Source organism: Glycomyces sambucus, assembly GCF_900102815.1.
In the GTDB taxonomy this organism is placed as follows: Bacteria; Actinomycetota; Actinomycetes; order Mycobacteriales; family Micromonosporaceae; genus Glycomyces; species Glycomyces sambucus.
On the sequence record NZ_FNGF01000005.1, the window covers coordinates 170,815 to 194,034 of the forward strand.

19 protein-coding genes, 1 pseudogene and 1 riboswitch are annotated in these 23,220 nt (G+C 72.2%); of the genes and pseudogenes, 12 read left to right on the forward strand and 8 right to left on the reverse strand.

Annotated elements, in window-relative coordinates:
* The first annotated feature begins 291 nt into the window (after positions 1-291).
* From BLS99_RS16105 to BLS99_RS16120, 3 genes are all read left to right on the forward strand, one after another.
* Positions 292-2,583 carry an AAA family ATPase gene (locus tag BLS99_RS16105; RefSeq protein ID WP_091051968.1) on the forward strand — a complete coding sequence of 764 codons (2,292 nt, stop codon included), beginning with the start codon at positions 292-294 and terminating at the stop codon, positions 2,581-2,583.
* 792 nt (positions 2,584-3,375) lie between these two features.
* A complete protein-coding gene (locus BLS99_RS16115; protein WP_176953388.1) occupies positions 3,376-4,314 on the forward strand; it encodes an NAD-dependent epimerase/dehydratase family protein in 939 nt (312 codons plus the stop codon).
* Between the two features lie 102 nt (positions 4,315-4,416).
* On the forward strand, positions 4,417-5,424 hold the full coding sequence (locus BLS99_RS16120; RefSeq protein WP_091051976.1) for a glycosyltransferase: 1,008 nt from the start codon (positions 4,417-4,419) through the stop codon (positions 5,422-5,424).
* Positions 5,425-5,483: 59 nt separating this feature from the next.
* Here the strand turns inward: BLS99_RS16120 and BLS99_RS16125 are convergent, their stop codons facing one another.
* From BLS99_RS16125 to BLS99_RS16155, 7 genes are all read right to left on the reverse strand, one after another.
* Positions 5,484-6,617: a GNAT family N-acetyltransferase gene (locus BLS99_RS16125; protein ID WP_091051979.1), complete on the reverse strand. Its 1,134-nt coding sequence runs from the start codon at positions 6,615-6,617 to the stop codon at positions 5,484-5,486.
* Positions 6,618-6,886: 269 nt separating this feature from the next.
* Positions 6,887-8,149 carry a threonine synthase gene (gene thrC / locus BLS99_RS16130; RefSeq protein ID WP_091051982.1) on the reverse strand — a complete coding sequence of 421 codons (1,263 nt, stop codon included), beginning with the start codon at positions 8,147-8,149 and terminating at the stop codon, positions 6,887-6,889.
* 14 nt (positions 8,150-8,163) lie between these two features.
* A riboswitch (SAM riboswitch) is annotated at positions 8,164-8,282 on the reverse strand.
* Positions 8,283-8,444: 162 nt separating this feature from the next.
* Positions 8,445-9,242, reverse strand: a complete 798-nt coding sequence (gene folP, locus BLS99_RS16135) for a dihydropteroate synthase (protein WP_091052703.1) — start codon at positions 9,240-9,242, stop codon at positions 8,445-8,447.
* Between the two features lie 92 nt (positions 9,243-9,334).
* Complete coding sequence (locus tag BLS99_RS16140; protein ID WP_091051985.1) at positions 9,335-10,411, reverse strand: hypothetical protein; 1,077 nt, start codon at positions 10,409-10,411, stop codon at positions 9,335-9,337.
* 6 nt (positions 10,412-10,417) lie between these two features.
* Positions 10,418-11,323, reverse strand: a complete 906-nt coding sequence (locus BLS99_RS16145; RefSeq protein ID WP_218126538.1) for an HAD family hydrolase — start codon at positions 11,321-11,323, stop codon at positions 10,418-10,420.
* Positions 11,324-11,558: 235 nt separating this feature from the next.
* On the reverse strand, positions 11,559-12,713 hold the full coding sequence (locus BLS99_RS16150; protein WP_091051987.1) for a DUF5667 domain-containing protein: 1,155 nt from the start codon (positions 12,711-12,713) through the stop codon (positions 11,559-11,561).
* Between the two features lie 310 nt (positions 12,714-13,023).
* Complete coding sequence (locus tag BLS99_RS16155; protein WP_245712272.1) at positions 13,024-13,830, reverse strand: ECF subfamily RNA polymerase sigma factor, BldN family; 807 nt, start codon at positions 13,828-13,830, stop codon at positions 13,024-13,026.
* A gap of 381 nt (positions 13,831-14,211) precedes the next feature.
* Between BLS99_RS16155 and BLS99_RS16160 the strand changes: the two genes are divergently transcribed.
* The 8 genes and pseudogenes from BLS99_RS16160 to BLS99_RS27040 form a co-directional block, all read left to right on the forward strand.
* Positions 14,212-14,457: a glutaredoxin family protein gene (locus BLS99_RS16160; RefSeq protein ID WP_218126539.1), complete on the forward strand. Its 246-nt coding sequence runs from the start codon at positions 14,212-14,214 to the stop codon at positions 14,455-14,457.
* Between the two features lie 310 nt (positions 14,458-14,767).
* Positions 14,768-15,490 (forward strand): redox-sensing transcriptional repressor Rex, encoded by a 723-nt coding sequence (locus BLS99_RS16165; protein ID WP_091051995.1) that lies wholly within the window; start codon positions 14,768-14,770, stop codon positions 15,488-15,490.
* Between the two features lies 1 nt (position 15,491).
* Positions 15,492-16,886: a glutamyl-tRNA reductase gene (locus BLS99_RS16170; RefSeq protein ID WP_091051997.1), complete on the forward strand. Its 1,395-nt coding sequence runs from the start codon at positions 15,492-15,494 to the stop codon at positions 16,884-16,886.
* A 16-nt stretch (positions 16,887-16,902) separates the two neighbouring features.
* Positions 16,903-17,835 carry a hydroxymethylbilane synthase gene (gene hemC, locus BLS99_RS16175; protein WP_176953389.1) on the forward strand — a complete coding sequence of 311 codons (933 nt, stop codon included), beginning with the start codon at positions 16,903-16,905 and terminating at the stop codon, positions 17,833-17,835.
* A 34-nt stretch (positions 17,836-17,869) separates the two neighbouring features.
* On the forward strand, positions 17,870-19,450 hold the full coding sequence (locus tag BLS99_RS16180) for a bifunctional uroporphyrinogen-III C-methyltransferase/uroporphyrinogen-III synthase (protein WP_091052002.1): 1,581 nt from the start codon (positions 17,870-17,872) through the stop codon (positions 19,448-19,450).
* Between the two features lie 32 nt (positions 19,451-19,482).
* Complete coding sequence (hemB, locus tag BLS99_RS16185) at positions 19,483-20,469, forward strand: porphobilinogen synthase (RefSeq protein ID WP_091052005.1); 987 nt, start codon at positions 19,483-19,485, stop codon at positions 20,467-20,469.
* 39 nt (positions 20,470-20,508) lie between these two features.
* Positions 20,509-20,748 carry a FitA-like ribbon-helix-helix domain-containing protein gene (locus BLS99_RS16190; RefSeq protein WP_091052007.1) on the forward strand — a complete coding sequence of 80 codons (240 nt, stop codon included), beginning with the start codon at positions 20,509-20,511 and terminating at the stop codon, positions 20,746-20,748.
* Positions 20,745-21,047: pseudogene (locus BLS99_RS27040) on the forward strand (type II toxin-antitoxin system VapC family toxin); the annotation flags it as partial. The gene BLS99_RS16190 and the pseudogene BLS99_RS27040, both read left to right, overlap by 4 nt.
* Here the strand turns inward: BLS99_RS27040 and BLS99_RS16200 are convergent.
* Positions 21,031-22,227 carry a UDP-N-acetylmuramate dehydrogenase gene (locus tag BLS99_RS16200; RefSeq protein WP_091052012.1) on the reverse strand — a complete coding sequence of 399 codons (1,197 nt, stop codon included), beginning with the start codon at positions 22,225-22,227 and terminating at the stop codon, positions 21,031-21,033. The pseudogene BLS99_RS27040 and the gene BLS99_RS16200 sit on opposite strands and share 17 nt — an antisense overlap.
* 47 nt (positions 22,228-22,274) lie before the next feature.
* On the opposite strand from BLS99_RS16200, the gene BLS99_RS16205 reads away from it, so the two are divergent.
* Positions 22,275-23,021, forward strand: coding sequence for a hypothetical protein (locus tag BLS99_RS16205; RefSeq protein WP_091052015.1), 747 nt, complete (start codon positions 22,275-22,277; stop codon positions 23,019-23,021).
* Positions 23,022-23,220 lie beyond the last annotated feature (199 nt).

A 23,220-nucleotide genomic window follows, 5' to 3' on the forward strand; every position in this document is an offset into this window, starting at 1 on the left:
TCGCCGCGGGGCCGCCGCACGCCGATGTCGCACCCCGCGGGCACGCTTGTGAACGGGGGCGACCGAGCACCGACACCCCCGACCTCGGGGGCCGGAGCGCGTCCAGGACACCGGTCCGCCCTGCCGGGCCCGTCTCAGCACTACCCCGCCCCACAAGACGGACGCCGGGGGCGGAGCGCCGCCGGGCCCGACCCGGCACCGTAAGCCCCTCGTCCATGCACCGTCCCCGCCCCATGAGACCGGGACCATGAGCGTCGCCGATCGGCCCCGGCCCGTAATAGGCTGGGCCGTGTGACCGACACAGGCACCCTCACACTGACCGCCACGCGCGCCCGCGCCGCCCTCGACGCGCGCCGCGGGATCGTCCGCCTCCACCCCGAAGCCCTCACCGCGCTGGGCCTGCGGCCCGGCGACGCCGTCGGGATCACGGGGCGGCGCACGACCGCCGCGATCGCGCTCGAAGCCGACCGGTACGCCTCCCGCCGCGCCCTCTACGCCGACGACCTCACCCTCGGCAACATCGGCGCCCGCGACGGCGACCCGGTGCGGCTCGCGCCCGTCGACCTGGCCGCCGCCGACCGGGTGGTCCTGTCCGGCCCGGCCACCGCCGTCGCCGTGATCGACCCGGACACGCTCCGGCTCGCGCTCCTGTCGAAGGTCGTGTGCGAAGGCGACGACGTCTCCCTCCTGCCGATCGAACTCGGCTCCGCCCGCGACGCCGTCACCGCCACCCGCCGGACCCTCAACAACACCCTCGGCATGGGCTGGACCACCATGGTGCTCAACGTGGTCGAGTCCAACCCGCCCCGCGGCGCCATGATCACCTCAGACACCCGCGTCGAATGGCAGCACGAGATCCGCGGCAGCGTCGACCTCCCCGCCGACCTCCCGCTCCCCGCCGGACGCGCCGCCGGCACCCGCATGCCGGCCTCCTACGGCGGCAACGCCAGCGCCTCCCGTCCACGCCCCGAGAGCCGCGCCCCGCTCGCCGACTCCCGTGCGCCCGAAGCGGTCCCGGGCGTCGCGACCATCCCCTACGACGAACTCGCGGGCGCGAAGATCCCCGCCGAAGAACTCCGCGAACTCCTCGACCTCGGCTTCAACCACCGCGAAGTCCTCAAGGTCGTCGGCACCGACATGGCCCTCGGCGTGCTCGTCTCAGGCCCCTCGGGAGCCGGGAAGGCCACGATCGTCCGCTCCGTCGCCGAAGCGGTCGGCGCCGGCGTCAGCGAGATCTCCGGCTCCGACCTCGCCGCCCTGGAGGCGAACGCCGCCGCCGACCGGCTCCGCTCGGCCGTCGCCGCGCTCACCGTCCCCGGGGTGCTCCTGGTCCGCGGGGTCGAGCACCTGGCCCCGGCCGCGCGCCGCACCCCGTTGGGCACCATGTTCTCCCGCCTCGTCGAGGAGATCCTGGCCGAGCCCGGCGAGCACGCGGTGGTGTGCACGACCGCGCAGGTCGAGGACGTCGACGCGGGGCTCCGCTCCCGCCTCGAACACGAGGTCGTCGTCCCGATGCCCGACTCCGAGGCCCGCCGCGACCTGCTCGTCTACTTCACCCGCTCGATGAAAGTCGCCGAGGACGTGAAACTGGAATCCGTGGCCCACCGGGCCCCCGGCTACGTCGCCTCCGACCTCGCCGTGATGGTCCGCGAGGCCGGCGTCCGGGCCGCCCTGCGAGCCAAGGAAGGCGGCGCGACGGCCCTCCAGAACACGGACTTCGACGGGGCCCTGGAGTCGGTGCGCCCCACCAGCCTCGCCGGGGACTCGGTCGAACTCGGCGGGCTCACGCTCGCCGACGTCGGCGGCATGGAGGCCCTGAAGCAGACGCTCACAGAGACCGTGCTGTGGCCGCTCACGTACCCGGACGCGTTCACCCGCCTGGGGATCGAGGCCCCGCGCGGGATCCTCCTCTACGGGCCCCCCGGGTGCGGGAAGACGTACATCGTGCGCGCGGTCGCGGGGGAGGGCCACGCGAACGTCATGAGCGTCAAGGGTTCCGAGCTGCTGAACAAATGGGTCGGCGAGTCGGAGAAGAACGTGCGCGAACTCTTCCGGCGCGCCCGCCAGGCCAGCCCCACCCTGATGTTCTTCGACGAACTCGACGCGCTGGCCCCCGTGCGCGGGGGCGGCACCGACGGCGGCACCGCCGACCGGGTCGTGGCGGCCCTGCTCACCGAACTCGACGGGGCCGAGGCCCTGCGCGACGTCGTGGTCGTCGGCGCCACCAACCGCCCCGACATGATCGACCCCGCGCTGCTGCGCCCGGGACGCCTCGAACGCCTCGTCTACGTCCCGCCGCCGGACGCCCACGGCCGCGCGGACATCCTGCGGGCCAACGCGAAGAACGTCCCGTTCGCCGACGACGTCGACCTCGACGCGGTCGCCGACGAGCTGTGGCTCTACTCGGCCGCCGACTGCGCGGCCCTGGTCCGCGAGGCCGCCCTGACGGCCATGCGGGAATCCCTCGACGCCAGCATCGTCACGGCCTCCCACGTCGAGCAGGCGATGGAACGCGTCCGCCCGAGCCTGGACCCCGAGCAGCTCGAATACCTGGAGAACTACGCCCAGACCCGCGAGGGCTAGAGCGGGGAGCCGCAGGGCCCGTCGGCGTCCCCGGGCCCGGATCCGGATACGGACCCGGGGCCGGACCCGGGCCCGAGTTCGGGCCTGGGCCCCGAGTGCGGGCCTGGGCCCAGGGACGGGCCCGAGTTCGGGCCTGGGCCGGAGTTCGGGCCTGGGCCCCCGTCCGATTCTGGGCCTGGCCCCGAGTTGAGCATGGGCCCGATTCTGGGCCAGGGCCAGGGCCTGAGCTTGGGGCCGAGTGCGAGTTCGAGTTCGCGAGTTCGAGTTCGGGTTCGGGTTTTTGGGTTGCTCGGGTTCGGTTTGGTTGTGGTGCGGGCGGTCGGCCTCGTCAGGTCGGCCGCCCGCGGTGCTCCGCGCGGAGCGGGTGTGTCGACGGGGACCCGGGCGCGGGTGGCTTCCCGCGCTGTTCGGGCCTCGGTATGGAGCGACGTTTCGCGAATCCCCTTGTGTCGCCGCCATCCCGCCGACAGCGGATGACGTTTTTGCTATCCACTACAACAGAACGGGTAGTGGAATGGCGAATGCGAAGTTCCTACTTGTGGATAACTTTTGACCAAGTGTGGATAACGGTGGCCTGTGGGGTGGTTTCTTCGGGGTGGAGGGGTCGGCGGGTGGGGCTTACCGGGGGTGGGTGGTTGCTGATCGGGTGAGCCGCGTGGTGTTTTTCCTGGTGATGGGGCCAGTGGAGATATGGTGCTCAAAATCGAGAGCGGTGCTCTTGTTTTTCTCTCGGATGTGTGCGATCGTTGTTCTCAACAGAGAGCGGTGCTCTCGTTTATGAAGGGAACCCCCATGACCGACCACGTCATCCTCGGCAAAGGCCAGATCGGCTCCACTGTCGCCTCGATCCTCGCCTCGCGCGGTGAGCGGGTCCGGGTGCTCAGCCGGTCCGGCGGCCCCGAGCAGGCCGGGATCGAGCACGTCAAGGTCGACGCCCGCGACGCCGCGGCGCTCACCGCCGCCACCAAGGGCGCCGACGTCATCTACAACTGCGCCAACCCCGCCGGCTACCACCAGTGGGCCGACGAGTGGCCGCCCATGTTCGCCGCCATCCTCGCCGCCGCCAAGGCCCACGGCGCCGGCCTGGTGAACACCGGGAACCTCTACGTCTACGGCCCCGTCACCGCCCCCATGACCGAGCGCACCCCGCTCAACTCCCCGGGTCACAAGGGGCAGATCCGCATCAAGATGTGGAACGACGCCATGGCCCTCCACGCCGCCGGCGACCTCCGCTTCACCGAGGCCCGCGGCTCCGACTACTTCGGCCCCGGCGCCCTCGCCGACGCCATGCTCGGCGAGCGCGTCATGCGCCCCGTCATCGAAGGCAAGGGCGTCACCGTCTTCGGCGACCTCGACGCGCCCCACACCTTCACCTACATCCCCGACGTCGCCCGCGCCCTCATCCGCCTCGGCGGCGACGACCGCGCCTGGGGCCGCCCCTGGCACGTGCCCTCCGCGCCCGCGCGCTCCCAGCGCGAGATGATCCAGGAGGCGGCCCGCCTCCTCGGCCGCGGCCCCGTGCGCGTCTCGCGCCTCCCCTGGTGGGTCCTCATCAACGTCGTCGGCGCCTTCGCCCCCGCGATGAAAGGCATGGCCGAGACCCGCCACCAGTGGGACGGCCCGTACCTCATGGAGTCGCACGACTTCACGGACACGTTCGGGGACAAGGCGACCGACACCGCGACCGCGCTCGGCGAGACCCTGGACTGGTGGCGCGCACGCCTCGCCTGACACGGAGTGTTGGCGGACCGTTCACTCAGGAGCAGGCAACCGTCCACATGGTCCGGGCGTTGTCCTTTCAGAGCCCCGCCCGCGCCCACAGGAAGTGATCCCATGCGCCCGAGACTCCCCGCCGCCCTGCGCCGCCTGCGCGCCGCCGCCCCCCGGTCCACGGACTTCCTGCACGTGATCGCGACCCGCCACGGGATCGGCGTCTTCGACGAGCAGTGGTTCGCCTACCGCCAGCTCATGATGGAGCACCTGACGCTCGCCTCGCTCGACGCCCAGGTCGAGCGGGACTTCACCTGGGTCGTCGCCGTCGACCGGGACATGCCCCCGCAGGCGCGCAAGCGCCTCGACGCCCTCGCCGAGGGCCGCCCCTACCTCCGCCTCGCCGAGACCGAGCTCAAGCGCGACTTCGTCCCCGACCTGACCGCCTGGGTCCGCCGGGAAGCGAAGGCCCGCAAGCGGAACTGGGTCCTCACCACCCGCCTGGACGACGACGACGCGATCCACCGCGGCCTGGCCGCGAGGCTCCACGAGGAGGCCGCGGCCTACCTCGCCGCCGGGCACCGCTCGTCCGTGATCCTCTCGCCCGTCCTGGGCTGCAACTGGGTCCCGTCGAAGGCGACGGGCCACCGCGCCTACCACCACAGCCCCTCGATCGGCCTCAGCCTGCTCGAACCCGCCCCGAACGCGGGCACCGTCTACCGCAGCAACCACCGCACCATCGCCCAGTCGCTCGTGCCCTGGGACTACAACGTGCGCCATCTCGACGGCGAGACCCCGTGGTGGCTCTACGCCCACACCGGCCTCTCCCACATGCAGAGCGAGGGCAGCGACCGCATGGACAAGGTCACCGGCCACCGCCGCGCCTTCACCCTCGACGCGAAGCGCCTGGCCCCCTTCGGCGTCACCGCCGCGGGGGCCAGGCTCATCCGCGAGACGCCCGAGCCCGCGACGACCGGGAGCCTGTTCGAACTCAACCGCCGCGGCCTCGACCTGGAGGTCGAGATCCACGGCCTCCGCGCCGCCGCCCGCGACGGGGACCTGTCTGCACAGGAACGCATCGCCGAGCTCCACGCCGAGCGCCGCCGCATCCACGAGCGGCTGGTCGAGTAGCGAGTGAACGCCGCCCGGTTCACGGCAGCATGAACGGGGACGGCCCGGCCGGGCCGTCCTCAGCCGATCTTCTTCTGGAACACCGTCTCGTGGCCCGCCAGGCGGTAGCCGACCGCCTCGTTGATCGCGATCATCTGCGTGTTCGACTCCGCGTTCCCCGTCCACACGTACCGCATGAACGGCCGCATCCGCTCCAGCCGCCGCTGGTTCGCGATCTTGAGGAGCGTGCCGAGCTTGTGCCCGCGGAAGCGCGGGTCCACGATCGTGTTGCCCTGCCAGGCGTGCCGCTCCTCCGCGGCGTGGACCTGGATCTCGGTGAACCCGGCGACGTCGCCGCTCTCCTTGTGCACCACCGCGGTCTGGATGTTGAGCTGGCCGCGCAGGAGGCGCTGGCGCTCCCACTGCCGCACCGTGTCGGCGGTGATGCGCCCCTCCTGGAGGTCCCACTCGCCCAGCGGCATGTCGGTGTACATCCGCTGGTGGAGGTACGCCATGCCGTCGATGAGCCGGTCGTCGGGGACGCCGTGGAACGTCGTGAGCTCGAACTCGCGGGACTTCTCCCCGCACTCGTCCCACAGCCGGTCCAGGGCCTCCTCGTCGACCGCCGCGAGTTCGCAGACCCGCACGGCCGCTTCGAGGGAGCGCTGGTAGCCGTTGCCGATCAGGAACGGCCCGCCGTCGCCGCGGACGTCGGGGGAGTCCTCGTGCGGGACGGCGAGCCAGGTGCAGATCGCGGTGCGGCCCTCCTCGGCGGCGCGCTCCTCGGCGTGGCGGAGCAGGGCCGAGCCGATGCCGTGGCGGCGCGAGTCGGGCCTGACGCCGGCCTCGAAGCCGACGAGGTGCGTGTTGTCGCGGTCGGAGAGGTTCAGGTTGAGGTAGCCGAGGACCTCGCCGTCGCAGACGGCCGCCCACTTCTCGCGGCGGCTGTCGGGGTCGTGGACGACCAGGCCGGTGAGGGCGCCGAGCGGGTGCCACGGGCTCAGGCCCCGGAAGTCGTGCTCTTGGACCGATTCCTGTGCGGCGAGCCAGGACCGGACGAGCAGGTGGTCGGCCGGGTCCACCCGGACGATGTCGAAATGCGTCATGGCCCGAGCCTGGCAGAGCGCGCGGGCGCGGGCAAGCCGATAGCGCTCGTCGCGCTGGGAAGGTTTGGGGGAGCGGGCCTCCGGTAATACACTGACCGGGGACGGCATGGTCGGGAGACCGCAGTTCCTGACACCGGCTGGCGCTGCTCGACACGTTCTAGCCCCAGGACTCGCAGTCAACCGGGTGAGTGGCGACAGGACGTCTGCGGCCTCCCGCAAGAAGAATTCTTGCTCATTCAGTGAATACGGTCAAGACCCGAAGTTCTCTTCTTTTTGTCGGGTACCCGACACAACCCTTCACATCGGTCACTGTGAGTGATAATTTCAGGAGTTCGGAAAGCGTTTGACGAGCACGGATTCCGAACTCCCGACTCCACTCAGGATTGCAGGAATCCCGCTTCCTTGGCCGCTTTCAGCGACGGTTTCACCGTATGCGTCGGCCCCACCAGGGACGACACGGCGTCCAACGTCTTCAGGCCCTCACCGGTGTTGTAGATGACCGTCTCGGCGTCCGGATCGAGCTGCCCCGCCTCCAAGAGCTTACGGAGCGTAGCGACGACGACCCCGCCGGCCGTTTCAGCGAACACGCCCGTGGTCGCGGCGAGGAGCTTCACGCCGTCCCGGATCTCGTCGTCGGAGACCTTCGCCATCCCGCCGCCCGTAGAGCGGCACGCCTCGATCGCGTACGGCCCGGCCGCCGGGTCGCCGATGTTCAGGCTCTTGGCGATCCCCGTGGGCTTCACCGGCGTGATCACGTCGGTGCCCGCGGAGAACGCGTCGGCGATCGGGCTGCACCCGGCCGACTGGGCGCCGAACACGCGCACCTTCCCCGGCTCGGTCAGGCCGATCTCCGCGGCCTCCTCGAACGCCTTGTGGATCTTGGTGAGCAGCTCGCCCGAGGCCATCGGCACCACGACCTGCTCCGGCAGCCGCCACCCCAGCTGCTCGGCCACCTCGTACCCGAGGGTCTTCGACCCCTCCGCGTAGTACGGGCGGATGTTCACGTTGACGAACGCGGTCTTCTCGAAGTCGTCGGTCTCCGTCAGCTCCGAGCACAGCCGGTTCACGTCGTCGTACGAGCCCTCGACCGCGACCAGCGTGCCGCCGTAGATCGCCGACTGCACCACCTTGCCCGGCTCCAGGTCCGAGGGGATGAACACGATCGACGGCAGGCCCGCGCGGGCGGCGTGCGCCGCGACCGAGTTCGCGAGGTTCCCCGTCGACGCGCACGCGAGCCGCTCGAAGCCGAGCTTCACGGCCGCCGACACCGCGGTCGACACGACCCGGTCCTTGAACGAGTGGGTCGGGTTCGCGCTGTCGTCCTTGACCCACAGCTTCCGCATGCCGAGGGCCTTCGCGAGGTGGACGGCGTCGATGAGCGGGGTCAGGCCGGGGTTCAGGCTCACCCGGTCCTCGAGGTGGACGCCGACCGGCAGCAGCGGCGCGTACCGCCAGATGTTCTGCGGCCCGGCCTCGATCCGCTCCCGCGTCACCTTCGCGAGCTCGTCCAGGTCGTAGTCGACCTCCAGGGGTCCGAAGCACTGCCAACAGGCGTGCTGGGCGACCAGGTCGTAGGTGGCGTTGCAGTTGCGGCAGACGAGTCCCTTGGCAGGGCTGTCGGCGAACAGGGCATTGGACATGCGAGAAGGCTCCTCCCTCATCTTCCCCGCTCGTGGCGGGCCGGATTTGGCACCTGCCGCGGCGCCGTGGAAGGCGCGTCGGTGGTTGCCGCAGCGTCGCAGGGCCGGACCCCTCGGCTGCTCTGGATGAAGTACGAGGCGAATGCTACGGGTGTGTTGCACGAATCGGCAACATCCGTTCCAATTTCCGAGACGGCACGAAAATCCGACCGATCCGATGGGAGCGGTGTGAACGCGCAGTCCAGCACCGGTTTCCGGGCCCGGACCCGACCGGGTGCTGTCGCCGATCCGTCAGCTAGCGCCCCGCGCGGGTCGCCGCCCACACCGCGCGCGCGTCGGCCGTCCCGGCCACGTCGTGCACCCGCACGCCCCACACGCCCGCCTCGAACGCCAGCACCGACGTCGCCAGCGTCGCCGCCTCCCGCTGCCCCACCGGGCGCGGCTTCCCGCTCTCGTCGCCCAGCAGCCGCCCCAGGTACGACTTGCGGGAGGACCCGAACAGCACCGGGTACCCCAGCGCCACGAACTCGTCCAGGTGCGCCGACAGCCGCCAGTTGTGCTCCGCCGACTTCGCGAACCCCAGGCCCGGGTCCAGGATCAGGTTGTCCCGGTCGACGCCGGCGTCCAGCGCCGCCTCGACCCGGTCCTCCAGCTCCGCCTTCACGTCGGCGACCACGTTCTCGTACGCCGCCAGCCGCTGCATGTCCGAGGAGTGCCCCCGCCAGTGCATGAGCACCCACCGCACGCCCGCGTCCGCCACGACCCCCGCCATGTCCGGGTCGGCCAGGCCGCCCGAGACGTCGTTGACGACGCTCGCGCCCGCCCCGATCGCCGCCGCCGCCACCGCGGCCCGGGTCGTGTCGATCGAGACCGCAAGGCCCCGTTCGGTGAGCGCCGCGATCACGTCCACCACGCGGGACGTCTCCGTCGCCGCGTCCACCCGCTCGGCGCCCGGCCGGGTCGACTCGCCGCCCACGTCGATGAGGTCGGCGCCCTCGGCGCCCATCTGCTCGCCGTGCGCGACCGCGTCGCCGAAGTCCAGGTAGCGCCCGCCGTCGGAGAACGAGTCCGGGGTGATGTTCAGGACCCCCATGATCTGCGGGCGGGCCGGGCCCGCCCCCGGGGCGCTGTGCGGTGTGGTCACGGCATCGACGTTACCCGCGCCGGGCGCGCGAACGCTTCGCATTACGCCAGGTCCGTGAGGTCGAGCACGTGCCACACCAGGAGTTCGTCCGTCCCCGTGGACCACCACAGGCGCCGTGCGTCCGCGCCCGTCGCGCCCGCACCGGACGCGACCAGGTACGCCTCTCCCGCTTGGAGGTCGAACAGCGTCAGCTCCGTCGCGTCGCCCGTCCCGACGCCGCGCGCGGCGAGCGGCTCGAACCGGTCGATCAGTCCCACATCGGGGGACACCGCGGAGGTGAACCCCTCGGCCACGGTCACCCGCTCGGTCCCGTCTGGACGGACGAGGTCCACTCTCGCGCCGTCGTCGGCGTTGACCACGAGCCGGCACCACGTCGCCGAGCACAGCGTCAGCTCCTCCGACCCCGAGAACACCCGCACGCCCGCGCCGGTGTCGGTGCGCACCAGGCGCGCCCCGCCCAGCGAGTCCGACCCCGCGCTCGCCAGCCACGGCCACGCCGCGGCCTGCCACGCCCCCAGGTGCCCGGTGACCGCCACCTCGCCGCCGCCGACCGGGACCGAGCGGTGCTCGGTCACCAGCTCCGCGCCGCGGGCCGTTGCCAGCCAGTGCAGCCCTTCGGCCGCGAACTGGAGGTCGTACGCCGAACCGGACGCGATCACGTCCCCGGTGTCGGCCGTCAGCAGCACCGGCTCCCCGGGCCGCCCGTCGGCGCCGCGCGGGGCCGTCCACAACTCCGAGACCACCCGGCCGCGCTCGTCGGGGACCGAACTGATCCAGGCGATCCGCTCGTCCGTGGCCGCCGCGGCGACCACCCCCGGGACCCCGCCCGGCTCCGCGACCACCGTCAGATCCGCTTCAGGCGCACCGAGTTCGACGTACAGGAGGCTCCCGGACTCGTCCGTGCCGAGCGCTGCGCCGTCGTCGAGGACCTTCACCGGCGTCCACGCCCGGCCTCCGACCACGCCAGGCCAGTCGACCGGCTCGGCGTCCCACGTCGCCCACACCGTCGGTACCGCCACGGGCACCGCGGCCTCGGGACGCTCGGGCGAGGGCCACGCGAGCCACGCGAGGGCGAGCACCGCCGCCCCGGCGAGGGTGAGCCGCTGCGCGGTGTCCAAGGACGGCTAGTCGCGCTCGCGCGACTTGTACAGGTACAGCAGGCCCGCGCCCACGCCCGCGGCGGTCGCCGCGGGCAGCGCGAGCTTCGCGGCGCGGCGCCCGCGCCGGTAGTCCAGGACCGGCCACCCGTGGTGGCGGGCCTGGCGCGCCAGGCGCGTATCGGGGTTGACCGCGATCGCGCGGCCGACCTTCCGCAGCATCGGCAGGTCGTTCGCCGAATCGGAGTACGCCGTGCACAGCTCCAGGTCCAGGCCGCGCTCGGCCGCGAGCTGCGCGATGCCGTCGGCCTTCGCGGGGCCGTGCATGAGGTCCCCGACCAGCCGGCCGGTGTAGCAGCCGTTCTCGATCTCCGCGATCGTCCCGAGCGCGCCGGTCAGGCCCAGGCGCGTGGCGAGGACCCCCGCCAGCTCGACCGGGCTCGCGGTCACCAGCCACACCTCCTGGCCCGTCTCCAGGTGCCGCTCGGCGAGCCTGCGGACGGGCGCGAGGATGCGCGGGGAGATGTCGCGGTCGACGACCTCCTCGCACAGGGCGCGCATCTCGTCCACCGGGTACCCGGCGACCAGTTCGAGCGCCGACGACTTGATCGACGAGATGTGGCCGTGGTGCTCGACGCCCTGGAACTTGAACCGGGCCTGCTTCCACGCGAAGCCGAGGATGTCGCGCCCCGAGAGGACGCCGTGCCGGGCCAGCGCGCGGGCGAGGTAGTACGTGGAGGCGCCGTGCATGAGGGTGTTGTCGACGTCGAAGAACGCCGCGGAGGGACTGTGGGCGAGTTCGTCTTCGCCGGGAGCCGCGGGCTCCACGACGACGGAGTGGGCGTTGGATTGCGTGCGAGCGACGCCGCCGCCCCGCGCGGCCGAAGGGCGGGGTGTGGCGGAGGCGCTGGAGGAAGCCTCGATCTCAGACACCTTGAAAGCCTACAAGCCCAAGGCAGACGCCCTGTAACGCGAGGACGCGAGCCCGGTGAATTTCCAGTGTGGGCTTGTTCATGTATCGTCCCGAGCGTGCTCCGTGCCCGGTCGTGGCCGGATATGCGGCCTTCGCTCCGACCTGCGCGCACAAGGGGACCGGGACGCCGTGCGGTGTCCCGGTCCCGTGCCGCACCTTGCCGTGCGCTTCAGCCGCCCTTGCCGCGGGCGGTGATCAATTGAACAGGTCGGAGATGATCCCGGTGAGTTCGCCGAGGACGTCGTCGTCGGCCGCGGGGGTCGTCTCGCCGTCGGTGACGGCGGGGCTGCCGGCCCCGCCGCTGGTCGGGTCGGACGCGGGCGTGCCCTCGTCCTCGGCCGCCGGGCCGGCGGTGGTGGCCGCGTCCGGGTCGGTGCCGCCGGTCGTCTCGCCGCCGCCGGGTTCGGCGCCCTGCTCCTCGGCGGTGGCGCCGCTGGCGCCCTCGGTGGCGGGCACGGTGGCGTCGACGGCGTTCTGCGCGCACGATCCGGGGACCGGGCCGAGCTCGTCGGCCTCGCCGCCGGGGTCGGTGCAGTCGAGGGAGCCGCGCAGCTCCACGGAGCGGAGCGCGGCGGCCTCCAGGACCGACGCGAGTTCCTCGCCGGCGTCCTGCGCCTCGCCGTCGAGCCCGCTCACCAGGTCGTCGAGCACCCAGCGGTGCTCGTTGGCGAACAGGTCGAGGTAGTCGAGCGGGGCGGGGTCGTCGCCTGCGACGGCCAGTTCGCCGAGGAGCGCGCTGGCGCTCTTCAGCTCCGAGGCGGCGTCCTCCAGGGCGTCGGCCGCGGCACGGTCGTCGTCGGCGACGAGGGCCGCCTCCTGGATCCGCGTGCGGGCGAACTCCAGGTAGAGCTGGGCCCGGCCGAGGTCGTTGCCGGCGAGGGCGAGCTGCGCGCGCTCGGTGGAGCGCTTGACGTTGTACAGCGTCTCGCCGGGCAGGGCGTCGCCGGAGGCCGCGGAGACCCCGGAGATGGCGACGGTGCCGGTGAGCAGTGCCGCGATGATGGCGATGCGCCGGCCGCCGCGGGGGCGGCGGGGGAACATCTCGTCGAGGACGGGTGCGCGCGTCGTCTCGGGCACGGCCGCGCTGGCGCGGGCCCTGGCGGTGACGCCGATGCCTTCTTCGGCGGCGACCGCCATGAGGCGCCTGCGGGTGGCGTCCTGCCAGTCCCGCGAGGGCCTGCTCGCGTTGATGAGCTGGTCGCCCAGCCCGCCGAGCCGTTCGGTGACGCCGACGAGTTCGGCGTACGCTTCGGCCGACGCGCCCGATGCGTCGCTGCGGCGCGTGTTAGTGAGGGGGGAACCTCCTGAGTCAAGCAGCCGCGCGAATTCCTCCGCGCGTCGGCGCTCCATCGGGTTCAATGTCACCGGGCACACCCCCTCTCACTGCATGGATCCTGCTCCTGTACTGAGAACAACGCACGAGTAGCCCCTGAGGTTACGGTTCGCCGCGAACCTTGCGTTTCGGACCACATCGTCCTCGTCGCGGTGGGGTTTCGCGGCGGTATCGGGCCGGTAGAGCGCCCTGACCTGGCAGTTGCGGTCCGCCGTGAGGAGGCGGGCCGTCGGTTACGGGTTAGCGGGCCGAAGCCCTCGGGAACGGGTTCTGTCGGGTTCCCGACGCACGCGGCCGGGACGGGTTCGTGGGGGATCGGTCGGCCTCTCAGCCTCGGAAGCCGTCGGGCAGCAGCCGGGCGAGCGTGCGCACGGCCCGGTACTGGAGCGCCTTGACCGCGCCCTCGTTCTTGCCCATGGTGCGGGCGGTCTCGGCGACGGTGAAGCCCTGGAGGAAGCGCAGCACGATGCACTCCTGCTGGTCGGGGTTCAGCTTCTTGACCGCCGTCAGGAGCGTCGCGTTCGTCAGCTTCTCCAGTGCGGCGGTCTCGGGGGAGGTGCTGGGGTCGGAGTCCTTCTCGTCGGCGCCGAGCACGTCGGGCTTGACGATCTCCAGCCGGTACCGGCCGGACTTGAAGTGGTCGACCACGAGGTTCCGCGCGATGGTCACCAGCCACGCGCCGAACGCCCTGCCCTGCCAGCTGAAGCTGGAGATGCGCCGCAGCGCGCGCAGGAACGTCTCGGACGCGAGGTCCTCGGCGAGCTGCGCGTTGTTGACGCGGAAGTAGATGTAGCGGTAGACCGTGTCGCTGTAGCGGTCGTAGATCTCGCCGAAGGCGCCCGGGTCGCCGTCCTGGGCGCGCGCGACGAGGTCGGCGACCTCGTCGCCGTCGACCTGGTCCTCGTGGTTCTCGGTGCCGCGCGGTTCGGCGGCGCCTCCGGGCGCGCCGCCGGCGGCGCCCGGGCCGGTGCCGCGTCCGGGCCGCACCTGGTGCTGCTCGGCGGTACCGGTGTCCAGGCTCAGGACCGTCCACACGGCCTGCTTGAGGCGCTCGAAGGTCGGACCGGGGAGCCGTGTCAGGGCGTCGGCGATCGAACCGGAGCGGAGTAGGGGGGCGATGTCTGTCGTGAGCACTGCCGAGTCGTGGCTGATGGCAGCCAGGGTCGGTGCAATACCGGGCACTAGTGGCCTCCTCGTGTGAGGGGTCGTCGGGCCGAGTAACGGGTCCCGCAGGGACTGACCCGCCTGAGTCTAGAAATCCGCGGGGTCGGCGACGCGTATTTGCGATCGGCGTGTCGCACTCGGTGACGGGTGTGGAAGGGTCGATGTCGGCGCGCGCCCGATGCGCCGGCGTACCCTTCGTTGCGGGGGCGGAATCCCACCATTACCTCCCCAAACGTTCGGTGGTCCGCGGCCGCGGACCGGTTGTGCCTCAATAGTGAGCGAGGAATGACGGAGGGTGTCGCACAAGCTGTGCGATCCCGTCCGGCTTTTCATTTCGACGGAGGGAGCAGGGTGAACAGGCTGGTGCTGCTGACTACAAGGGATTGCCACCTGTGCGGTGCGGCGCGCGAGGCGCTCGACCGGGTGCGGGCCGCGACCGGCGAGGCGTGGACCGAGACCGACGTCGCCGGTGACGCCGCGTTGGCGCGCGACTACGGGGACCGGCTCCCGGTGCTCCTGCTCGACGGGCGCGAGCACGGCTACTGGGACGTCGACGTCCCGCGCCTGCTCCGGGACCTCGAGTCCCCGCCCTCCTGAGGCGACACACCGGAGAATCCTTGAAATACCGCCCGAGATCGGTCTTTTAGGGCAAAATTCTGTCGGACGGCGGCTCGCCGGGACGTTCGCACATTCGGTACAGCCGGGCTCCGCCCGGTGTTACGGGGGTGTACCGCGCGGCGCCCGCGAGCCGCCGAGTCCCGTTCACCCCGCCGCCTTCCCCGCGACACCCGCCCCCGCCCGAGCGACCGCGGCGTGAGCGCTGCCTGTGCGACCTCCCGTCCGCGGCGCGTCCTAAGCTGAGTGGCGCGCCGGTGAACGGCGCGGGATCGGACCTGGAGCTCCAGCATTGACGACCACCGGTGAAGGCACTGACCAGCGGGCCGCCGGCGCCCCGCCGGCCACCGCCGCCGACCTGCCGGCCGCCGTGGTCCGGCGCCTGCCCGAGTACCTCCGCGCCCTCGGCACCCTCTCCGAGTCCGGCGTCGACACCGTCTCCTCCGAGACCCTGGCCGCCTCCACGGGCGTGAACTCGGCCATGCTCCGCAAGGACCTGTCCCAGCTCGGCGCGTCCGGGATGCGCGGCGTCGGCTACAGCGTCGCCGCCCTCGCCACCCACATCGCCGGTGTGCTCGGACTCACGAAGGACTCCCGCGTCGCCATCATCGGCCTCGGCCACCTGGGGCAGGCCCTGGCCAGGTACCCCGGGTTCTCCGAGCGGGGCTTCGACATCGTTGGCCTCTTCGACGCCGACCCGGGCATCATAGGGAGGGATCTCGACGGCCTCCCGGTGCGCGACGTGGCGCTCCTCGCCCGCGCCGTCCGTGACGAAGGCATCAACATAGGGGTGATCGCCACACCCGGCGCGGCCGCCCAACACGTGGCCGACCTCCTCGTAGATGCTGGTGTCACAAGCATTCTCAACTTCGCGCCGTGCGTGCTCGCCGTCCCGCAGGGGGTGGCGGTCCGCAAGGTGGACCTGGCCGTCGAGCTGCAGATCCTCTCGTTCCATGAGCACCACAAGTCGCTCGGCAGTTCGCACACCCAGATCAACAAGAGACGGGAACGGTGAAGTGAACCTCCTGGTTGTCGGCATCTCGCACCGCAGCGCAGCGGTCGAGACCCTGGAACGCCTCGCGGTCGGCCCCGAGGCCGCCGCCGACCTCGCCCGCGCCCTCCTCCGCGGCGGCGAGATCCGCGAGGCCGTCGTCCTCTCCACCTGCAATCGGGTCGAGGTCTACGCCGTCGCCGCCAGCTTCCACGGCGGGCTCGCCGCCGTCGTCGACGAGCTCCACCGCATCTGGGGCCTCACCGAGATGGAGGCCGACCTCGACTTCGCCTCCTGCGGGTACGTGCGCCACGGCGCCGACGCCGTCGCCCACGCCTTCCGCGTCGCCGCCGGCCTCGACTCCATGGTCGCCGGCGAGCCGCAGATCCTCGGCCAGCTCCGCGACGCCTACGACACCGCGCGCGAGGCCGACCAGGTCGGGCGCCACCTCCACGAGCTGTTCCAGCAGGCCCTGCGGGTCGGGAAGCGCATCCACGCCGAGACCGACGTCGACGCCGCCGCCCCCTCCATCGTCACCGCCGCCCTCGACCTCGCCGAGCGCGAGCTCGCCCGCGCCGGGTTCCGCAACGGCCTCACCGAGACCCGCGCCGCCGTCGTCGGCGCCGGCTCCATGGGCTCGCTCGCCACCGCCACCCTCGCCCGCGCCGGCGTCGCCTCCCTCGCCGTCGCCAACCGCGACCGAGCCAAGGCCGAGCGCCTCGCCGCCGTCTGGGACGCCCAGGCCGCCCCCTACGACGACCTCGCCTCCCTCGCCGCCGGCGCCGACCTGCTCGTGTGCGCGACCGCCTCCCCCGAGCCGGTCCTGCGCGCCGCCCACCTGGCCGGGCGCACCCGCCCCCTCGTCGTCTGCGACCTCGCGCTCCCCAAGGACGTCGCCGAGGAGGTCGCCCTCCTGCCCGGCGTCACCGTCGTCGACATCGCCCGGATCCAGCGCGCCGACGCCGCCGGGGCCGCCGCCGACACCCTCGCCGAGGTCGAGCGCCTGCTCGACGAGGAGATCGCCGCCTACAACGAGAGCCTGCGCGCCGCCGCCGTCACCCCCACCGTCGCCGCCCTGAGGGCCGCCGCCGCGGACATCGTCGACGCCGAGCTCTCCCGCGTCGCCCGCCGCGGCGACTTCACCGACGACCAGCGCGCCGAGGTCGCCCGCACCGTCCACCGGGTCGTGCAGCGCCTGCTCCACGAGCCCACCGTGCGCGTGCGCGAGCTCGCCGGCCAGCCCGGCGCGCCCGACTACGCCCGCGCCCTGCGCGACCTGTTCGCCCTCGACACCGCGGCGCTGGCCGCCGCCGAGGGCGACCACCTCGCCGAGGCCCTGAAGATCAGCCCCGCGACGGCCCCCGTGGCCGACGTCCTCGCCCCGTCCGCATCAGGAACGACTGCGCCCGCGCAGCCTTGAGAAGGGAACGAAGCCCGTGATCCGAGTCGGGACCAGGGGATCGAAGCTCGCCCTCGCGCAGAGCGGCATGATCGCGGACGCGATCGCACGCCTGACGGGGGAGCACGTCGAACTCGTGGAGATCAAGACCACAGGGGACGGGACCACCGTCCCGGTCGCGGAGCTCGGGGTCGGCGTCTTCGTCAACCAGCTCCGCGAAGCCCTCGACCGCGAGGAGATCGACATCGCGGTCCACTCGTACAAGGACCTGCCCACGGCCCAGCCCGAGCACCTCGTCATCGGCGTCCCGCCGCGCGAGGACCCGCGCGACGTCCTCGTCGCCCTCGACGGCCGCACCCTCGCCGACCTGGGGCCCGGCGCCCGCATCGGCACCGGGTCGCCCCGGCGCATCGCCCAGCTGAACGCCCTCGGGCGCGGCTTCGAGTGCGTGCCGATCCGCGGCAACGTCGACACCCGCATCGGCCGGGTCGGCAAGGACCTCGACGGGGTGATCCTCGCCGCCGCCGGCCTCAAGCGGGTCGGCCGCCAGGCCGAGGTGACGGAGTACCTGGACCCGTTGGTGATGCTTCCCGCTCCGGCACAAGGGGCGTTGGCGGTCGAATGCCGCAAAGCCGACATGACATCTGCGCTGATCTCAAGTAAGCTCAACGACCGGTACTCGCAGGCCGCCGTCGCCGCCGAGCGCGCACTTCTGCAACGACTCGAAGCCGGGTGCAGCGCTCCCGTCGCCGCGCTCGCCGACATCGCGGAAGGCGCCGACCCCGGGGAAGTCGACCTGTATCTGCGCGGTGCCGTCGGCTCCGTCGACGGGGCCGTCGTCGAACGGCTCTCGACCACCGCAACGCTCGCCGACGCGGGCGGCGACGAGCTGGCCGCCCAGGCGGCGGCCGCGGGGAGGTCGCTCGCCGAGGACCTGCTCGAAGCGGGTGCCGACAAGCTGTTGAAGTAGATGCCGAGCTCAGACGATTGTTGATGGAGAGAACATGACCAGTGCCCGTAAGCCGGTGGGCCGCGTGCGTTTCGTCGGGACCGGCCCAGGCGACCCGGGACTGCTGACCAAGCGCGCCCTCGACGCGATCCGCGAGGCCGACCGCGTCTACTACGACCGGTCGCTGCCGCAGTCGCTCATCGAGGCGGCCAAGGAGATCAACGGCGACGACACGCGGCTCCGGCTCATCGAGTCCTCCCCGAGCGACCAGGGCAAGCTCATGGCCGCCGCCGCGCGCGAGGGCGAGAACATCGCCCGCCTCGTCGTCGGCGACGCCTACCCCAACCGCCTCGCGAAGGCCGAGATCAAGGCCGCCTCCGCCGAGCAGGCCCGCTTCGAGGTCATCCCCGGCATGAGCCACGCGCAGGCCGTCGCGGTCTACGCCGGCATGCCCCCCGGGGAGATCCGCACCGTCATCGACATCGACGACATCGCCTCCGTCGAGCCGCTGGTCATCGCCGACGCCATCAAGCGCGGCTCCCTCACCGTCACCGCCGACGTCTCCGACCTCTCCTCCCTGCGCGACATCCTCCTCGCGGGCGGCGTCTCCGGCGAGACCGCCGTGGCCGTCACCGGCGACGCGACCGGCGAGACCGAGTACACGACCACCTCCTCGGTGGACACGTTCGTGGAGGCCGCGCTCGGCTACGCCGGGCAGGTCGTCCTCACCATCGGCCCCGGCGTCGACGACCGCCACGAGCTCGCCTGGTGGGAGGGCCGCCCGCTCTACGGCTGGAAGGTCCTCATCCCGCGCACCAAGGAGCAGGCCGGCGTCATGTCCGAGCGCCTGCGCGCCTACGGCGCCATCCCGTGCGAGGTCCCGACCATCGCCGTCGAGCCGCCCCGCACGCCCGCCCAGATGGAGCGGGCCATCAAGGGCCTCGTCGACGGCCGCTACGCGTGGATCGTCTTCACCAGCCAGAACTCGGTGAAGGCCATCTGGGAGAAGTTCAAGGAGCACGGCCTCGACGCCCGCGCGTTCGGCGGCCTGCGCATCGCCTGCATCGGCGAGGCCACCGCGAACGCGGTGCGCGAGTTCGGCATCGAGCCCGAACTCCTCCCCACCGGGCAGCAGTCCTCCGAGGGGCTCCTCGAGGTCTTCCCGCCCCACGACCCGATCCTCGACATGGTCGGCCGGGTGCTCCTGCCCCGCGCCGACATCGCCACCGAGACGCTCGTCCAGGGCCTCTCCGAGCGCGGCTGGGAGGTCGACGACGTCACCGCCTACCGGACCGTGCGCGCCTCGCCGCCCGCCGCCGACATCCGCGACGCCATCAAGTCCGGCGGGTTCGACGCGGTCCTGTTCACCTCGTCCTCCACGGTGCGCAACCTCGTCGGCATCGCCGGCAAGCCGCACCAGCGCACCGTCGTCGCGTGCATCGGCCCGGCCACCGCGGACACCGCGACCGAGTTCGGCCTGCGCGTGGACGCCAAGCCCGAGAACGCCTCGGTGCCCGACCTCATCGAGGCGCTCGCCGAGTACGCCACGGAGCTCAAGCAGCGCCTGGCCGAGGGCCCGATCAAGACCCGCCGCGGCCAGAAGGTCCAGGGCCCCACGGCCCTGAGGTTCCGCTAGAGCGTCGTTACACGAGAAGGGAAGTGGCCGCAGTGCCGCACAGCTCCGAATACCCCGTCATCCGGCCCCGGAGGCTGCGCCGCACTGCGGCCCTTCGCCGTCTCGTCGCCGAGACCCGCGTCCACCCGAGCGACCTCGTCCTCCCCCTGTTCGTCAAGGAGGGCTTGAGCGAGCCCGTCGAGATCGCCACCATGCCGGGCGTCTACCAGCACACCGTCGACTCCGCGCGCAAGATCGCCGTCGAGGCCGCCCGCGCCGGACTCGGCGGGCTCATGCCGTTCGGCGTCCCCGCCGTGCGCGACGCCGTCGGCTCCGGCGCGACCGACCCCGACGGGATCCTCAACCGCACCACCCGCGCCATCCGCGAAGAGGTCGGCGACGACCTCGTGGTCATCCCCGACCTGTGCCTCGACGAGTTCACCGACCACGGCCACTGCGGCGTCCTGCGCGCGGACGGCTCGGTCGACAACGACGCCACCCTCGACCGCTACGCCGAGATGGGCCTGGCCCTCGCCGACGCCGGCGCCGACCTCCTCGGCGCCTCCGGGATGATGGACGGCCAGATCGGCTTCGTCCGCGCCGCCCTCGACGGGGCCGGGCGCACCGACACCGGCCTGCTCGCCTACGCCGCCAAGTACGCCAGCGCCTTCTACGGGCCGTTCCGCGACGCCGTCGAGTCCCAGCTCCAGGGCGACCGCCGCACCTACCAGCAGGACACCGCGAACGCCACCGAGGCGCTGCTGGAGATCGACCTCGACATCGAGCAGGGCGCCGACATCGTCATGGTCAAGCCCGCGCTCCCGTACCTCGACGTGGTCCGCGCCGCCGCCGAACGGTCCCCCGTTCCCGTCGCGGCCTACCACATCTCGGGGGAGTACGCGCAGCTCATGGCCGCCGCCGAACGCGGCTGGATCGACCGCGACGCCGCGATCCTGGAGTCCCTGACGAGCATCAAGCGCGCCGGCGCGGGGATCATCGCGACCTACACGGCCCTCGACGCGGCCGCGCTGCTCCGCTAGATGATGCCATTTTGCATTCTGTGCTGCTAAAATGCATACATGAGTGAGACGAGTATGACCATCAGGCATGTGCCTGAGGAGTGGCGGGATGAACTCGCCGCGCGTGCGGCTCGGCAGCGGCAGTCGTTGCAGGAGTTCATGCTCAGCCAGCTTGAAGACATCGTTGCCCGTCCGCCGCTCGACGTGGTGGTCGAGCGGGCCCGTGAGCGCGTCCGTGCTTCGAGTTCGAGTGTCACCAGCGAGAACATCCTTGAGTCCCGAGATGCGGATCGTCGATGACCGACGACGCAACGCTCGTCGTCGACTCCTCCGCGCTCGTTGAACTGCTCATTGAACCGGGTGAGCGCGGCGAATGGGTGGCGAAGCAGGTCCTGGGAAAGCGATTGTTCGCCCCGGAGCTGCTGCATTACGAGACCGCGAACATTCTGCGCCGCGAGGAGCGCAGGGGGTCGATCGACAGTACTGCGGCTGCCATGGCGTATCGCGACCTCCTCGACATGGACATCCACCTTGAACCGTTCTCGGTGCTGGCCAACAGGGTGTGGGAAATGCGCGGCAGTATTACCGCCTATGACGCCGCGTACGTCGCGGTGGCCGAGTGGCGGAACGCGCCGCTGCTGACCGCCGACGACAGGCTCGTCGGCAGCAATGGCGGACGGTGCCGATTCCTCGGTGTTCCCCGGTTCTAGAGCGTTCAGATAAAGGTCTAGAAGGCGGTTGGCGAGTGACGTCGACCATGACCGGTTCGGGGTGCAGGCGCACTCCGAACTTCTCCTCCACGGTGTCGGCCACCTCGCCTGCGAGCGCGAGGAGTTCGGCCGTGGTGGCGCCACCCCGGTTGGTCAGGGCGAGGGTGTGCTTGGTGGAGAGGCCGACACGGCCCTTGCGGTAGCCCTTCTCGAAGCCCGCGGCGCCGATGAGCCAGGCCGCGGAGATCTTCACGCCCCCGTCGGTCTCCCAGTGCGGCGGCTCGCCTCCCGCGCGCTCGGCGACCTCGTGGAAGACCGCCTGATCGACGACCGGGTTGGTGAAGAAGGAACCGGCGCTCCACGTGTCGTGGTCGCCCTCGTCCAAGACCATGCCCTTGCCCCGCCGCAGCTCGACCACCGCGTCGCGCACCTCGGCGAGCGGCGCGCGCTCGCCCACGTCCACCCCCAGGCGCTTCGCCAGCTCCGCGTACGCGACCGGCCCCGACAGCGCCGACTCCTCCAGGCGGAAGTCCACACTCAGCACCAGGTACCGGTCCGAGTGCTTGAACACGCTGTGCCGGTAGGCGAACCCGCATTCGGCCGGGGACCGGTCGCGGACCTCGTCGGCCTCGCGGTCCCACACCCGGACCGCCGCGATCGTCTGCGCGACCTCCTGGCCGTAGGCGCCCACGTTCTGGATCGGCGTCGCCCCGGCCGAACCCGGGATGCCGCTGAGGCATTCCACGCCCGAGCGCCCGTTCGCCACGGTCCACGCGACGAACCCGTCCCAGTCCTGGCCGGCCTGCACCCGCACCACGTCGCCGGTCCGCTCGATCCCGCCCCCGCGCAGGAGCACGACCGTGCCGTCGAAACCCGCGTCGCCGACCACCACGTTCGAGCCCCCCGCGAGGACCAGCGTCGGGCCCTCGGCCGCGCGCAGCACCGCGACCGCCTCCTCCGAGGAGCCGACCTCGACGAGCTCGCGGGCGGGCCCGCCCAGACGCAGGGTCGTGTACGCGCTGAGGAGATTCCGATCGGTCCCGCGAGGCGTTGGACTGGCGTGTGTCACGCCCGAAAGCCTAGACTTTTCGCAGGCTACGAGGAACGGCGGTCACCATGGCTAAGCTGCGCATCACCGACTACCTCACCGAACTGAAGACGGAGGCCGCCGGCCTGCGCTCGGTGTGCGAACCCGGGATGCTCGACCGCGTCGCGCCCTCCCGCCCCGACACCACCGTCGCCGGCATCCTCCTCGAACTCGCGCGCCTGTACCGCTGGACCGTGGACGCCCTGTTCGCCGCCCCCGCCGAGGACCGCGACGTCCCCCAGCCGCCACCGGTCACCGCGGCCGGCCCGGCCGTCCTCGACGCCTACGACCAGTCCCTCGCCGCCGTCCTCGACGCCGTCGAGGCCCGCGGCCCCGAGTCGCCCGCGTGGACGTGGGCGCCCGTGGAGTGGCGGGCCGAGTTCTGGCACCGCCGCGTCGCCGTCGCCACCGGGCTGGCCCGCTGGGACCTCCAGATGGCCGTCGGCGCCACCGCGCCCGTCCCGGTCGCGCTGGCCGCCGAGACCGTGACCGAGGCGTTCGAGGCGTTCATCCCCGTCGGGGCCCGGCGCGGGGCGCACCCGGACGCGAACGGGCTCGTGCAGCTGTTCGCGCAGGACGCCGACACGACCTGGTTCGTGCGCCTGCGCGAGGGCCGGGTCGCGCTCCTGGACCAGCCGGACGCCCGCACCGAGCTCCAGGCCCGCGCGGCCGGGTCGGCCTCGGACATCGCGCTGGCGCTGTGGGGGCGGCTGCCGTTCGGGATCTGCGACGTCGTGGGGGACGAGCGCCTGCTCCAGGCCCTGCGGGTCGAGTAACGGTTCGGTAAAGCCCCCAGGGAAATCGGACAAACGTTCGGGGGCGACTTGGCAAAGGCTTCCCCCCGAGGCTAGGCTCACACTGCGCTCCCCGGTGCCCGCACCGCGCAGCGCGCGTCCCGGCGCGGGGGCACCCATGGTGATCCCGTGCCAGGGCGGACAACCGCCTTTTACCACGGATCGTCTGGCACGTGCCTGC